Source organism: Pedobacter sp. AW31-3R, assembly GCF_052180285.1.
In the GTDB taxonomy this organism is placed as follows: Bacteria; Bacteroidota; Bacteroidia; order Sphingobacteriales; family Sphingobacteriaceae; genus Pedobacter.
The window spans coordinates 4,586,978-4,602,342 of the sequence record NZ_CP197475.1 but is presented as its reverse complement, the minus strand read 5'-3'; the positions used below and the strand labels follow the sequence as shown (position 1 = coordinate 4,602,342).

Sequence of the window (15,365 nt, the reverse complement as noted above, 5' to 3'; positions counted from 1 at the left end):
CATTTTTGTTCTATTGTACTTATTGAAAAATAATTAGGGACTAAATATGTACCCGATTTCGTTATTTATAACTACTGGGCGATATTGACATGGTACCATTTTAAGAATTCATCCAGCTGATCAATCATTTTGTTGATCTCATTCTTTTGCAGTTCCGGCAGTATGGTATCCAGTAACTTTTTCAGCATCATCCTTTTCGGATTGATGAGCAGATTGATCTCAGTGTCTAACACTGTAGCGAAAAACCTGTTTGATGCGGTATTAAATTCGCATTTCAATTGCTCTACAGCTGTATTCAGCGCAAAGGATACATTATTTATAAAGTATTCCAGAACCTCGCCCGGGATAACTTGAAATATCTTGCAAATGGCTTTAAAATCTGTGGCCAGATCTAATTGATGTCCATTTACCATTATCTTATGCACCAAATCTTTATGCTCCGGTACAGCTGATTTAAATCTGCTCATATGGCAATATGCCTCATGACGCTTCACTGGTGATGGAAGGTTAGTACTGTTAGAGAGGGTCAAAATCGTATTTACGATTTCAATTTCTGAAAAACTGAGGTGTTTCAGTGATCTGGATTTTTCTTTTTCGAATAGGAAGGTTTGTATAACATGTGCTGCTTCAGAATAGCCTTCACAATAAGGCATACGGTTATCGCCAATAATATCTATGGCCGAAACATAATTAATGAAGGTCTGCACTGCTTCCGATAATTCAACATTTGCAATGTTACATGCGATTTCAAATTTCAATGGGACATGAAGATTGAGGGCGTTCATTTTTTTGAAAGTTTGTTTATTTTAATCAATTTGTTTTAAAACCTCCAATAATAAGTGTCTGATTTTCTTTGTATTTCCCATTAAAAGAGGGGGAAATTGTCAAGAAGGTGAATTATATAAGGTAATGAGACAATTTAACATGAGGTGGCGGCACACATTCACACAAACCAATACCTAAAAGCACGGCAGGCCAACGCGAAAAATGGCTTTTTATTAATAGGAATTTTTCGCGTGATAATGAAATTAAGATGGATAAGCGGTAGTTCTGCTATGAATGTACCTTTAAAACTAGGCAGGGGAGGGTAGGGTGAACCAGAAAGTGCTGCCCTGACCAACTTCGCTGTCTGCTCCAATTTGGCCTCCATGTTTATAGATGATCTCAGAACAGATATACAAGCCCAAGCCAAGGCCCGAATATTGGGTTCCGGCACTGTCAACACGATAAAAGCGATCAAAAATATGTGGCAGTTTGTCTTCAGAAATGCCCGGCCCATTGTCAATAACGGCTACTTTGGTCATATTTTCATGTTCATGAATGGAGATATGGATCTCTTTGCCCAGCGGGGCATATTTAGCTGCGTTGCTGATAAAATTAACAATGACCTGTTCAATTTTTTGCTCATCGGCAAACACATTCAGGCTCAGATCGCCTTCAATGATCACATGGAAAGGAGTATTCGAAAGTGTATCATCGCAACAGCTGCGGATTAAACTTTCCAGATTGATCCAGGATTTTTTTAAATGTAGCTGGCCTTCGTTCATCTTTGTCGCATTCAGCAGGTCTTCAATCAGCGTACTCATTTTATTCATGCTCTTGTTTGCCTGCAAAATCATTTTAGTCATCAAGCCCGCATCACCCCGGTCTTTGATTCTGTCCAGCATTTGTAAAGAGGCTTTCAAGGCGGTGACAGGTGTCCTTAATTCATGACTGGCCACACTAATAAAATCGTCTTTCTGCTGGATCAATTTTCTACGGTGCGTGACATCCATAAAAGTACCAATACCAGAAATAATTTCTCCCCTGGCATCTTTGATGGGAGCAGCATTCACCGATATGAAAAAGCGGTCGCCTTCAGGTGGCTGGACAGCGACTTCATAATCATAAACAGGTTGGCCTGAACTGATCGCTTTATGGATTGGATAGTGTTCAGCAGGTAAAGGATCTCCATTGACAAACAATAATTCCCATTTCGGATCGATATATTCGTCCGCATCCTTCTGCGTAATTCCCAGTATTTTTTTTGCCATTGGATTGGCATAGGTCAACTGACCTTCCAGGTCGAATATAACGACACCTTCAGCCATTGTCTCCAGGATCTGTGCCAGCCGTTCCTGATTGCTCCTTAAATTTTGTTCGATTACAATCTTTTCAGCTATATTCAGCTGTAATGCCTTGGTCCTCTCCTCAACAGTATTTTCTAAATTGGCATTTAAATGTTTGGTTTCCCGTTGGGCTTCTTCCAATTGCCTGTTTTTTTCCTTTAAGAGGCGTTCTGTTTTTTTCTGCAGCGATAGGTCAGTCACAATGATGCTCATGGCAATTCCGTCGCTGAGCTCAAGTTTTGTCAGGGATAGCAATACAGGAATAATGGTTTGGTCTGCCGATAAGAGTTGCAGTTCAGTTTTTACATGAATGTCCCATGCACTCAGCTGAATGTTATTCCATACCGACTGGTCTTTAGGGAGAATAAACTGATCAAATAAATTCCCTACTATTTTTTCGAGTGGGAGGCCGACAATATTTGCAAAACTGGAATTTGTATAGATAATCATCCCGTTTCTGTTGAGCGTTACTGCCCCGTCAGACATTTGTTCAATGAATATGCGAAAGGAATGATCAGCGGTTTGCAGGGAATAGATAGAATGCCCATCATCACCTTTGACAATGAGGGCATCAATTTGCCCGGATCTTATGGCTTCCAGGGTATCTGTTGCTTCCTCAAGCCGGTATTCCGTTTCTTCCAGTAATTTTAAAAGCTCCTGGTTTGATTTCTCCGTTTTCAATTCTAGCTGATTATTAATTCAAACCAAGACCTCTTAATACTTTAGTGGTATCGGACATATCGCCGACCAATTTCCTTTCAGGCAAAGGAGACTTTTTAATCATCACCGGCACCGCGGTAATGTCTTCACTTAAGGCCAGTAGTGGCTGTTGGTGAATGTCGATGATCTCCAGGTTATATTTTCCTTCCAGGTGTTCCATCAATATGGATTTCAAATTACTGATCGCGCGAATTGATAAAGACGAGGTGCCGGCTACAAATAAACGAAGGTGATAAACAGGTTCATTATTTTTATACAAAGTGCCATAATTCTTGTCGTCTTCAGTTGCCATATCCATTTATTGGTGCTTTTTAGGGCGTATATTTAATCCAACCAATACCTTTTCCTCATTGGATAAATCACCAATAATCTTACGTACGGGTTCAGGCACCTTCTTCACTAGGGTGGGTACCGCAAAAATCTGGTCCCCTTCAGCTAACTGCGGATTGATTAACAGATCAATTACCTCAATAACATACTGATCTGTCAAATGTTCTTCACAATATTTTTTTAGGTTGTTTAGTGCAGTAACCGATTTCACTGTATTTCCAGCGATGTATAGCCTTAGCTCATATAATTGTTTCATACTAATTTGTTGAACCCCCTGTACCCGATGTTGAATTTCCGCTGCGTAGATTCGTTATTTTTTCCCGGGTTTTGATCAGCACATCTTTCTTGATTTGCTCCTCGGTGTATACCCTGTTCAATTCTTCTTCTGTAGATTCAAATTCCGCCCTCAGACTTTCGATTTTTCCCTCTAAAACTTTTCGCTTTCTTTCCAATTCTCTTTCCTTCCTGTTCAGCGCATTTGAATGTAAAACTATGCCAGTTTCTTCTTCCAATTTGTGTGCTTCCCTGGCAGATCCGGTGAGTATACCATCTAAACCTATATACACATCCAGTAAATTTAGGCCTTCTCCACTGATCACAAACTCGCGGACCTGGTTGGAATGACTCATTCCACGGGATTTCATGATGTATAGTCCTTTGTTACGTTCCCCGTTGAATTCAATGTCTTTAATCAGCATCCATACATCTACTAATGAAGATACGCCCTCGTCTGTCTGTTCATTAATTACATTATTCAAGGTCAGTGCCGTAAACATGACGGTAATTTGTTCCTCCTGTAAAAAGTCGATAAGCCGTACCAACATGGCTTTGACCTCACTCACGGTTCCGATGGTGATCAGGTTGGTGATCGGATCAAGAATGACAGCCCTGGGCTTAAATTTTTTGATGGCCTTGTGGATAGCCACCAGGTGCATTTCTAATCCGTATAAGGTTGGTCTAGAGGCATAAAATTCCAAATGACCACTGTCGATATGTTTTTGCAGGTCCATCCCGATGGAACGCATGTTCCTGATGATTTGCTGAGGGGATTCCTCAAAAGCAAAATAAAGACATTTCTCACCATCAGCACAAACCTGGTTTGCAAAGGTGGAGGCCACACTTGTTTTGCCCGTTCCTGCAGTACCAGAAACAAGGATGCTGCTTCCTCTATAGAATCCGCCACCGCTAAACATTTCATTTAAGGCATCAATACCTGTAGGAATAATTTCAGAAGATACTTCCTTGTCCAATTGGAGGGATGTCACCGGCAATACCGAAATGCCTTCTTCATCAATCAAAAATGGGTATTCGTTCGTCCCATGTAAGGTACCGCGGTATTTAATTATTCGTAAGCGACGTGTGGAAATTTGATTGATGATCCGATGATCCAATAAAATTACGCAGTCGGATACATATTCTTCCAGGCCTTGTCTGGTGAGTGTTTTTTCACCGCGTTCTCCTGTAATGATGGCTGTTACCCCTTTTTCCTTGAGCCATCTGAAAAGACGGCGTAACTCCGCACGCAAAATTCCCTGATCCGTTAAGCCGGAAAATAAGTTTTCAATGGTATCAAGGACTACTCTTTTCGCACCGATACTGTCAATCGCATAACCAAGACGGATAAATAAACCTTCCAAATCGTATTCACCCGTTTCTTCGATTTCACTGCGGTCAATGTGTACGTAGTCAATTTTGATTTTTTTCTCCTCCTGAAGTTGATGAAGGTCGAAACCCAGGGAGGCAACATTCATGGCAAGCTCTTCAGGTTTTTCCTCGAAAGCCATAAACACTCCGGGTTCATCAAACTGCTGGACGCCCCTGATTAAAAATTCAAGGGAGAAAAGCGTTTTGCCGCATCCTGTGCTGCCGCAGATTAATGTTGGTCTACCGGTGGGTAATCCACCAAAAGTGATTTGATCGAGCCCGTTGATCCCCGTAGGGGTTTTGGGTAAGGTATTTAAATGTTGAACAGAATTTTCTTCTGAGGATAGTAATGACGACATAGGATGAGATATAGATCAGTCAAGATAGGACAAATCGCTGCATTAATCGAATATAAACGAAAATTGGAGGTAATCGTAAGGGGAAGCTCCTGTAAATCATCGGAAGTGATTATTTCTTTGATCATAAATATAAATTCGACACAAATAGTGTAAATACTTTTGAACGAATTCCGGTTGTCTTTATAAGGGGAACCAACCTTAACTGACCTGGTGCTTGCTTCTTTACAACGGCCGTGCCTCACAATTTATGGATGAGTTAATAAAATAAGTGTGAAATACAGCTGATTTTGTCTAATTTCCAATTTGATTAAAATATATTAAATCGGCTCTTCGTTTTCTGGAGTGAGTATCATTGTTTTAATTTAGAATTTATCCTATCACCAGTGATTTTGTATTATTCTTTTATTAGATAATTAAAATAGTCCCGTATGAAGACTCACTATAAAATGGTATTCCCAAAATTGATGAAAGGGACGAGATACGATTAATGATTCATCAAATGAAGTGATGATAATGGTATAGTGAATGATAAGAATAACTATAGCCAAGCTTTTTTTTTTGGAATCGCAAGTGTAAAATTGTAAATGTTAAGCGTTAGTGGTACATCGGGTCATTACCCTTATATTTTAAGTATTTAAAAGAAGCTGAATTGGTGGAAGGAACACCCGAGGATGTGGCGTACAGACCGAAGATACAGCCGATAAAACCTCCAGCCTCTCTTGTACTCAAGAATTTCGCATCAACATTGTCCTTCAAAAGTTTCCAGTCGCCCTTCCCCTGGGAATAGTAAAAACTATATACACCGCCTTCCGCAGTGATTTTTAGGGAGATGGGCACTTTTCCTGCGTTTATTGGAGATTCTGCCATTATTTTCATAGAGTTATCCGCTGTACTGCTGAACAGTTGCAGTACCTGTTTCCCCTTGTCGAGCGACTTGCAGAGGTAGTAAAAATGACTTTCATCCTGAAAGATGGTGATACCTGCTTTTTCATTTTCAGAAGACGGGATGAAATCCAGTTCCGTTTCGGTACTGCAGTACAGGTGCTGCTGGCGTTTACCAATAAAAGAGGGATTACCCGGTTCCATACAGGTTTCAGGCTTGAGTTTCATGGTCACACCTTTCGCTTTCCCAAGGGAGAAGGAACTGCTGTCTATGGTCCGCATAAACAGCAAGGCAGGATCCAGCTCTTTTTCAAAAGTCAGCGTATAGGCAAAATTTCTGCTCTGCGGAAGCGCTTTCTTTTGTTTCAGTTCTTTGTAATCCGTTTGATAGGTATACTGTACTTCTTTACTTTCTGCATTGATGACCGGCCAGTCCGCTTTCCAGATTACAGGGGCAATGAAGGTTTCACGTCCGGTATTGTAATAGTCGCCCGTATACGGACGTACAGCCAAGAAAATCGCATAGGTCTTTCCGTCCGGTCCCTCCACAAACTGGGCGTGACCGGCAGAGGTGATGGGATCTTTGCGATCTTCAGGAAGACCTTTTTGTGTAAGTATGGGATTGTGTTCATAAGGTAGAAAAGGTCCGGTAGGGGATTTACTTCTGAATACCACTTCGGAGTGATTTACAGATGTTCCGCCTTCTGCGGCATATAAGTAATACCAGTCTTTGGTCTTCATGAGGTGCGGCCCTTCAACCCATACTGGTTTTTTGCTGATATCGACCCCGCCATTGACCAGTATTTTCTCTTCCCCCAGTACTTTCATCTGCACCTCATCAAACTCGTACATACGGATAGTCCGATGTCCGTCATATAAAGGTTTTTTCGCCGGAGGATCACTGTTGTACACGATATATGCTTTATGCTCATCAAAAAATAAGGAAGGATCGATACCATTAACCTCTGGCAGGAATACCGGATCAGACCAGGGGCCTGCAGGGTTTTTCGCTGTGACAACGAAGTTTCCTCCCTTATCGATTTGTGTACAGGTGATATAAAATATGCCCTTGTGGTAACTGATGGCCGGTGCAAAAAGCCCTCTGGTCATTGGTGCCCCCAGAAAATTCATTTGGGAAGTCCTGTGTATCCCATTGCCTATTTGTTTCCAGTTTTTCAGGTCTTTACTATGGAAAACAGGGATGCCTGGAAAGTAAGAAAAAGTTGAATTGATCAGGTAATAATCGGAGCCGACACGAACAATACTTGGATCGGGATAAAAACCCATCAGGATCGGATTGACCAGGGTGGTGGTTTGTGCCTGAAGCGGGTTGGTAGATTTCAGGCAGATCAGGGCCAGTAATATGGCCATTGTTTTAGTTTTCATGCTGATGATTTAATATTTGGTTATCATGTAAATAGCGGCTACAGCAAAACATATGACCCATATGTTCAAAATGGGCCATCAAATCCGTTAACATAATTCACAGAATGTCAAAATTAAACTGTGACCACAACTGTAGTAGGATTAGATGACTTTATAGCTAAAATTACAATATTTCTTACTACAAAATTCATCACCCATAAGGTTTCTTTATTCTTCCTGGTGCTGAAATAGAAATACTACTGTTCTTTGTTTTTATTGATCAATTTTGACATGGAGCCATTTAGGATGAAAAGATCCACATCTGGCTGTGAAAAAAACTCCAAATCTGCCTTTTCAACTGCGATGAGTGCTTTTTGCAGGACCTCAGCTCCCAATGTGGTTAACTTGATTGTTTTCGCCCTGGTATCTGTCTTGTGCTCTTTTCTGGTCACGAACTTCTTCTCTGCTAAGGTACGCAGCACCTTTGATACCATCATTCGGTCTGCATTGCCCTGATTCGCGATATCAATTTGTGTAACGGCATCACTTTCCTTTGAAAGCCAGGCGAGTGCAGCCAAAAGGACCAGTTGGGTTTGTGTAAGGTCTAAGGGATCCAGCACCCGTTTTTGTTTTCGTTGCCATAAGGTGGTTAATTGACCGAGAAGATAACCGGGACTGTCTTCCGGACTTTTAAAATGGAAATCAATATCTTTATTTATCACTTGTTTAGCATTTTTGAAGAGATCAAATCAAAATCTGCACAGTACCTTCTGCCTGACCATTTTTAACATGTTCTTTTGAAGGTATTATAACCAATATTTTGCCTGATTCTTGTCCATATCTATGAGTTGATTAGTTTGGCTGTAAAAAAGTAATGTTATACCCATCCGGATCTTTTGCAATGATCATTTTTCCAAAAGGGGTGGTTTGTATGGGGGCCATTAATGGAACGTTTCTTTCTAAAAGCTTAGCCTGTAAGTCTTCTATCTCTCCATCTATCGCAAACCATAGTGATACCCCTACACCAAGTTCCTTACTTTCTATATCGCCTATCGGCGTTCTGATGGCAAAACTGGCTTCGCCTTTATTGTACTTAAAGATACAGGCTGCAGGATTTGTTGGTTCTGCTAGTTCAAAGCCTAATTTGTTGATGTAAAAGTTTTTTGAAACTTCCAGATCTCTTACTTGAAGAGAGGCAAAATCTAATTTTCTCATGTTAAAGTCTTAATGTTGCTGCAAATATAGTAATCGCGACTACAATGTGCAACTATTTTATAAATTCAGTCTGATGATAAGTGTATGTGTGGAATATAATGGCTTTTAGCGGGCTGCACATTGGCCTGGGATTCAGGTTTTATTCTGTTCTGAATTAAAGGCGGAAAAAAAATATGCTGATTTGTAAGAAAATAATTTAGGATATTTGTCTGTAACCATTTACCCTGGATTATGGAAACAAACGCAAAAACCGATTTAAGTGCATTAAACGATAAACAGCGGGATGCTGTTGTCAGTGAAAATAACAGGATTTTAGTTTTGGCGGGTGCCGGCTCGGGAAAAACCAAAACACTTTTGCAGAAGCTTATTTATCTGATAGAAGAAAAAGGTGTGAGTCCCGCTCATATCCTTGCCATCACTTTTACAAAGAATGCTACCAATGAAATGATAGACCGTCTTATCATTTCGGCGGACACCACAGGGGGATATGAAAAACAGCTTTTTGATAAACGCAGAAGTAAAGCAGATAAAGATAAAGAGCGTTTTTACCAACAGAAAAAATATAAATGGATTGACGGACTAACCGTTAGAACATTTCATTCCTTTTGTTATAGTATTTTGCGGAATGATGGTGTAAATGAGTTTGACAATAAATTCCGCATAATTGGAGATGAAAAAAAGGACGAAGAAGATGAACTGGGAAAGCATGTTGCTCCGGAAACGGCTTTTGAAGTTTTTCATAAAATTCTAATCGAGCATTGCGAGGATACCGGTTATTTACTTCAGCTCAAACGGTATATCCTCGATTATGTCGTAGACAAAATTCATCTTAAAAAGTACGATCAAAATTACCTGCCTAAAGATGGAAAATATTTTACCACTTTAGACGGAACAAAAGTCCGTTCAAAATCTGAACAATTTATTGCGGATTGGTTTTACAGACACAGTATCAAATACGAATACGAACCCCTATTAAATGTAAAAGACTTTCCTTTTCATCCTGATTTTTTTGTCCCTGAAGCGAATTTGTACATTGAGCATATTAGCGACAAAAGTTATTCAACCCAACAAAAAGAAGAACAGTTTCAAAAGGGAAATCTGCTTTTGGTCAAGACTTTTGACAGCATGACCAAAGACTCTGCTTTATTCAATCACACTTTGGATAAAGTTGTAAAAAACAGGTTGCCGGCCAACTATCATAAAACAGTTTCCTTAAGTTTTAGAGAAGAATTTAACGGTTATCATGGAGATGTCAAAGACTTTGTGCAACAGGTTATGCGAATAACCGATATGATCAAAGTCGAAAATATTTCAATTGACCTTGTGTTGGAGAATGCAAAAAAAGATCAACATGAAAGAGTTCGTAATTTTTACGAATTGGCTATTCCCATTGTAAAAGAATACATCAGCTATTGCACCAATAAATCATACCTGGACTTCAATGATTTAATTTCCAGGAGCACTTCCTTATTTCAGCACCAACAGGACATTACCAATAAATACAGGGCTAAGTTTGACTATATTTTAGTTGATGAATTTCAGGACGTAAACAACCTGCAAGTAGACCTTATCAAACTATTATTAAAAGATAAGACGCAACTATTTTGTGTAGGTGATGACTGGCAAAGTATTTATGGCTTCCGTGGCTCAAATGTGAACTATATTGTCGAATTTGAAAAGCACTTTGAAGAATCTCAAACCATAAAACTCAATCTAAATTACCGAAGCACCCAAAATATTGTAGGGGCAAGTAATGAGGTCATCAAGCATAATAAATTTAAGGTGGATAAAGATGTTCATGCTTCAAAAAAATCTGAACATAAAATTGTAGTTTTTGCCGGGGACAGTCAGGGCGATCATATTCAGTTCTGCGTTGATAAAGTAAAAGAACTTTTAAAAGAAGGGGTAAATAATGACGAAATCTTATTCTTATACAGAAGGAGTAAGATGTTTACACCTTATTTTGATCGTTTTAAAGATGAAGGGATTCGAGTTCAGGGAAAGACCATTCATGGCTCTAAAGGATTGGAGGCCAAAATTGTTTTCATCATTGGTTTGACAGAAGGCAATGGGGGCTTCCCCGATATATGGCTTGAAGACAGAATTTTCCAGGTTATTAAAAAAGCAAATCATGATATGCTGCTGGAAGAAGAAAGGAGGCTTTTCTATGTTGCCATCACAAGAGCCAAGGACAAATTGTTTCTGATCACAGAAAAAGGAAATGAATCCAGCTTTCTTAAAGAAATTCCTGAAACTTTTACTGTTCGCACAACAAACCTTTCAAAATCAGTAGTTGAAAAAGTAATTTTATGTGAAGAGTGTTTTAGTCAGTTGGAGAAGCTATGGTTCGTTTGTCCTTATTGCGGAAAAAAAATAGCAGCCGAACAAAGGTCTAACCCATAATATTACATTGATTAATATAGGGGAGGGAAAAATATATGACCAACTTTTGTTCGCTTGATCCAAAAAAAGCTGGCTCAAATGAATTCGAACTCTAAATTTTCCTTCGGTGAAAATTCATAGAAATCCTTTTGCGTAGCACGGATCCTGGCAGGATGCCGGCAAATAACCATTGGCCTGCTGCTAATAGTAACTCTCTGCTATAATGTAATCCCATAACGCTATTTTAGATTTGAACCCATCTGAAAAAGAAGGTCAATTGGTTTTAGCTATACGTTTACATTAAAATAGATATGGAAAACATAAATATAAAGGCTGCATTTCTTGCGGTCATACTCTTGATGTTCACGCAGCATTATTATGTCAGGCAGCCTGGGAGCATTATGTCTCCTGTAGCGGCAATCGCGATAGGTGTGATCGGTATCCTGATATTTTTTGCCTATTTCTTTGTCGTGAAAATAACAGCGTACGCCAGTTCCACCGGAATATATCCGCACATTGGCTTCCGTATCGTATTGCCTTTTATGGTCTTCCTCATTATTGCCTGGCTGATTTATGCAGGGGTGTCTATCAAACCATTTGGCAACACCCGCGACTACCTCAACATCCTTAAACAGTTTTTTGTTACACATGGACTATTTATCGCAATTTGTACCCTGGCCATCGGTCTGACAATTAGCTATCCTGCGCCAAAAGAAGTAATTACTCAGCCCTCGTCATTGCGGAGCAACCTTAATTTTCTGGTCATCGCCATTGCTGTATTCTTTGCAATGGTATTTCTGTTCTATATCACCAATAAAATCAAACAGCCTGCTTTTGATGAGAAATATAACAGCTACAAGCCTCTTGATGAGCTACCATTCTCTGCGAATAATCAAATTACACGCTTATTGGAAACCAGCGAGTATACCCACCTGGAGCAACCATATCTGCTTCCGAATGCTCATCAGGTGATTATTATGTCAAACCATCGCAGTAACGATAAGCAAAAACCAGTTCAAATGATCTGGAGGTTAAATAAGGATGGGGATATCATTGAAAAAATTGAAGACAATGAGCTCACAAATGATAACTTTTATCCGCTTATTGCTCAGGATGGGCTGTTTACGGATTACGACGGAAAAGAAGTCATTACCTGGATTTTTAATGGCGAGAGGGAAAGGAAAAACAAGAATAACATCCAGCTCCAGGATGATTGGGTGATAGATTCATTGAAAGAGGATTCAAATTTAAAAATGGTGTATTTTGAGAAAAGTAGTGAATTTCATTGCAGGAATAGTGATACCCTGAGGTATAATGGAATGAAGTACTACGAATTGAAAAGTAACAATGAAATGCTGTTGTTTAAGTTAAACAGCACTTATACTGAAGGAGATCTTTACGGGGATTGCCAGGAAAGGCGGCTGGATTACTACCAGTCTGAACAACTCAACTTCAGTCTGCTCCGTGTGAATGCACAAGAATTCTATATCATCAAACACAAGAAAGAGAAACCATAGGTTTTACCTGTTGATTAAAGCCTGGGCTTAAAACAGGTTTTTGTTTTTCTCAGGATTAAAGAGTCAAAAAAAATAACGATGTTTAGCTACCTGTTAAACCAATGAATGCCGGATGATAAGAACTTTAATCATAGAGGACGAACCCGCAGTTCGTAAAGAAATAGAATGGTTGCTGGCACAGGAAGAAGGATTTAACTTTTTGGGTTCTGCAACCAGTGTATCGGAAAGTTTGATCCTGATTAAAGCCACCAGACCAGCGTTGATTTTAATGGATATCCAGCTGACGGACGGTACAGCATTTGATATTCTGAACCAGCTGGATGAAATCAATTTCAGGATTATCTTTATCACTGCTTACAATCATTTTGCAGTGAAAGCGATAAAATTTGGGGCACTGGATTATCTGTTAAAGCCACTGGAAGAAAATGAGTTTAAAGAAGCACTGGCTAAAATTGCGGGAGAAGGTGTGAATGGACTTTTGCAGCAGCAACAGCAAATATCTATTCTAAAATCACAGGCTACACACAGGGAAAGTGATTTGGAAAGCCGTATCGTTTTACATACCCTGGAATATGTGCAGGTGCTGCAGCTCAAGGAAATTATCTATTGCCAGAGTGAAGGTGGTTATACCAGGTTTTTCCTAACGGAAGGACGCCGGGTGATGATCTCTAAACCGCTGAAGTTTTACGATGAACTGCTGCCTGAAAAATGGTTCCTGCGCCCGCACCAATCTTACCTGGTTAATGTGTTATATGTAGATAAATTCCTGAGATCCGGAACAATCGTATTGAAAGATCAAACAGAAATTCCGGTGTCCAGCAGAAGAAAAGATTATATCCACCAACATTTCAACCATATCGATTAATGAGGTCTGGCGTTGTCATTTTGCTGATGCTTTGCAGTTGTACCTTGTTCTGCTGTAAGGAGAAAATTAAGGACAGCAAGGTGAGCAACAGGGAGAAAATGCTGCTGGTGCTTAAAGAGGCGTCGAAAAAACAAAGCCAGAACACGGATTTGGAAGCCAAACTCAGTTTTTGGAGGAATCAATTGCGTAATCCAAAAATTGGGTCAGACTCTGTTCTGCTCTCTAAAATTCACTATAACATTGCTGGTGTATTTTATGCGATGAACGAGCTGGACTCCATCAAATACCATATGCAGCTGGCCTGGCTATTCATGGAAAACGAAGAGGGTTATGGTGAAGAAAAGGTACAGCTCTATAGCGGTCTGGGAAATGTGGCACATTTAGAGCAGAAACTTCACCAGGAAAATTACTATTATAACAAGGCGGCTCAAATGTTAAGCGCAGATACCAGTTTAACCCTCAGTCCCAAGCAAAAGATAACCGTTTATTTCTCTGCCGCGCAGTCCTGCACACAGTTAAGGCAGTTCGACATTGCATTTATGCTAAACCGCAAGGCTATGGCTTTGCTGCCGGATCTGGAGAACAACCCTAAAGATGCTTTTAGGGCCTACAGCCAGCTGGCCTGGTGTTACTCTTCCTCCGGTCAAAATTCAGATTCGCTTTACCATTATATCAAAAAGATGGAAAAGATAAGTAATGAGTTCCCAGATGATGAAAAGAAGAGGTTTGTTTATGATAGAAAAGCCGCCTACTTTATCAAAGTTAAACTAAAGGATTCTGCCTTAATTTATAGCCGCAAAAGGTTGGCGCTGGATCTGGCAGATGCAGATGAAAACGGCGCCTTAGCCAGCAGTATCCGTACCGGTAACTTGTATGTGAGTTATGTAGACCTTGCCGGTGTTTTTATGGAGTTAAAACAGCTGGACAGCACCCGGTTTTACTTGCAGCAAAGTGAAGGTTTTGCAAAGAAATACCCCGCTAATATTGATGATGAAAGTTTAATCCTGTATAATCAAAACCGGTTGGATTACCTTTTTGCAACCAGGCGTTATGCCGAAGCAGAAAAAGAACAAAATGTATTGTCACAGCGTACAAAATTCCTTTATGAGACAGAGAATGCCAGGGCTATTGCCGAAATGGCTGCGCTTTTTCAGTTGCAGGCGAAGGATAAATCCATTAACCACCTCAATGAGACGGTGGTTTTATCGGAAACAAAACTGCAGCGTAACCGCTTGTGGCTTACGGTAAGTTTGCTGGCTTTTTTATTGGCTATTGCTGTGGCCCTTTTACTGTATTTTATCCAGCGGCAAAGGAAGTTTAAAGCTGAAACTGAAAAAATACAGCTGGAGCAGCGTTTGCTGCGTACGCAAATGGAACCCCATTTTATCTTTAATACCCTGTCTGCCCTGCAGAGTTTTATCCGTTTTAATGAGAATGCAAAAGCCTTAAAATACCTGCACCAATTTGGCAGGTTGCTGCGGAGCAGCCTGGAATCTTCCAGGGAGAGCACAGTTAAACTAAGTGAAGAGATTGATACCCTGAACAACTACCTCAGTTTACAGCAGATGCGTTATGATGATGCTTTTTCCTATCAGGTTCATATCAACGAAGAACATGATATTGATGGTATCTGTGTACCTCCAATGCTGATACAGCCTTTTGTAGAAAATGCAATTTTACATGGTATTCATCCGAATGGAAAAAACGGAATGATCAGGGTTGACTTTGATCTGGTGGATGACCTGCTTGTAGTGAGGATCAAAGACAGCGGCAGGGGAATTACTGAATTTAATGATCCTGCAGCACACAAATCTTTGTCGACCACCATCAGTAAAGAGCGGCTGGCTATTCTGGCCAAAGAAAGTGGTTCTGCTGCCGGAATTGAGATTAAAATTGATGAGCATAATGGCACTTTAGTCACCATTAAGGTTCCGGTAAAGTCGGCCTATACAGGGTCTGCTACAGAGTAAAGAGCTGC

The 15,365-nt window shown here is 40.1% G+C and carries 12 protein-coding genes; 4 read left to right on the top strand and 8 right to left on the bottom strand.

Going from position 1 to position 15,365, the window contains the following annotated elements; all coding sequences use genetic code 11:
* Positions 1 to 71 precede the first annotated feature (71 nt).
* From ACSBL2_RS18905 to ACSBL2_RS18870, 8 genes are all read right to left on the bottom strand, one after another.
* Complete coding sequence (locus tag ACSBL2_RS18905; protein ID WP_442588116.1) at positions 72 to 785, bottom strand: hypothetical protein; 714 nt, start codon at positions 783 to 785, stop codon at positions 72 to 74.
* A gap of 288 nt (positions 786 to 1,073) precedes the next feature.
* Positions 1,074 to 2,789, bottom strand: a complete 1,716-nt coding sequence (locus tag ACSBL2_RS18900; protein ID WP_442588115.1) for a PAS domain-containing sensor histidine kinase — start codon at positions 2,787 to 2,789, stop codon at positions 1,074 to 1,076.
* Between the two features lie 13 nt (positions 2,790 to 2,802).
* Positions 2,803 to 3,126 carry a circadian clock KaiB family protein gene (locus ACSBL2_RS18895; RefSeq protein ID WP_442588114.1) on the bottom strand — a complete coding sequence of 108 codons (324 nt, stop codon included), beginning with the start codon at positions 3,124 to 3,126 and terminating at the stop codon, positions 2,803 to 2,805.
* Positions 3,127 to 3,414 carry a circadian clock KaiB family protein gene (locus tag ACSBL2_RS18890; RefSeq protein WP_442588113.1) on the bottom strand — a complete coding sequence of 96 codons (288 nt, stop codon included), beginning with the start codon at positions 3,412 to 3,414 and terminating at the stop codon, positions 3,127 to 3,129. It abuts the gene before it with no gap.
* Between the two features lies 1 nt (position 3,415).
* On the bottom strand, positions 3,416 to 5,161 hold the full coding sequence (gene kaiC / locus ACSBL2_RS18885) for a circadian clock protein KaiC (protein ID WP_442588112.1): 1,746 nt from the start codon (positions 5,159 to 5,161) through the stop codon (positions 3,416 to 3,418).
* A 594-nt stretch (positions 5,162 to 5,755) separates the two neighbouring features.
* Positions 5,756 to 7,429, bottom strand: coding sequence for a glycoside hydrolase family 43 protein (locus ACSBL2_RS18880; RefSeq protein ID WP_442588111.1), 1,674 nt, complete (start codon positions 7,427 to 7,429; stop codon positions 5,756 to 5,758).
* Positions 7,430 to 7,665: 236 nt separating this feature from the next.
* The gene (locus tag ACSBL2_RS18875; protein ID WP_442588110.1) at positions 7,666 to 8,130 is read right to left on the bottom strand and encodes a MarR family winged helix-turn-helix transcriptional regulator; all 465 of its coding nucleotides are present in this window, start codon (positions 8,128 to 8,130) and stop codon (positions 7,666 to 7,668) included.
* A gap of 130 nt (positions 8,131 to 8,260) precedes the next feature.
* Positions 8,261 to 8,623: a VOC family protein gene (locus ACSBL2_RS18870; protein ID WP_442588109.1), complete on the bottom strand. Its 363-nt coding sequence runs from the start codon at positions 8,621 to 8,623 to the stop codon at positions 8,261 to 8,263.
* A 231-nt stretch (positions 8,624 to 8,854) separates the two neighbouring features.
* Here ACSBL2_RS18870 and ACSBL2_RS18865 point away from each other — a divergent pair, with 231 nt between their 5' ends.
* From ACSBL2_RS18865 to ACSBL2_RS18850, 4 genes are all read left to right on the top strand, one after another.
* Complete coding sequence (locus tag ACSBL2_RS18865) at positions 8,855 to 11,026, top strand: ATP-dependent helicase (protein WP_442588108.1); 2,172 nt, start codon at positions 8,855 to 8,857, stop codon at positions 11,024 to 11,026.
* 290 nt (positions 11,027 to 11,316) lie between these two features.
* Positions 11,317 to 12,522, top strand: a complete 1,206-nt coding sequence (locus tag ACSBL2_RS18860; RefSeq protein WP_442588107.1) for a hypothetical protein — start codon at positions 11,317 to 11,319, stop codon at positions 12,520 to 12,522.
* 112 nt (positions 12,523 to 12,634) lie between these two features.
* Complete coding sequence (locus tag ACSBL2_RS18855) at positions 12,635 to 13,387, top strand: LytR/AlgR family response regulator transcription factor (protein ID WP_442588106.1); 753 nt, start codon at positions 12,635 to 12,637, stop codon at positions 13,385 to 13,387.
* Entirely contained in the window at positions 13,387 to 15,357 is a 1,971-nt protein-coding gene (locus ACSBL2_RS18850) for a sensor histidine kinase (protein WP_442588105.1), read from the top strand. The genes ACSBL2_RS18855 and ACSBL2_RS18850 overlap by 1 nt, the downstream gene beginning before the upstream one ends.
* Positions 15,358 to 15,365: the final 8 nt, after the last annotated feature.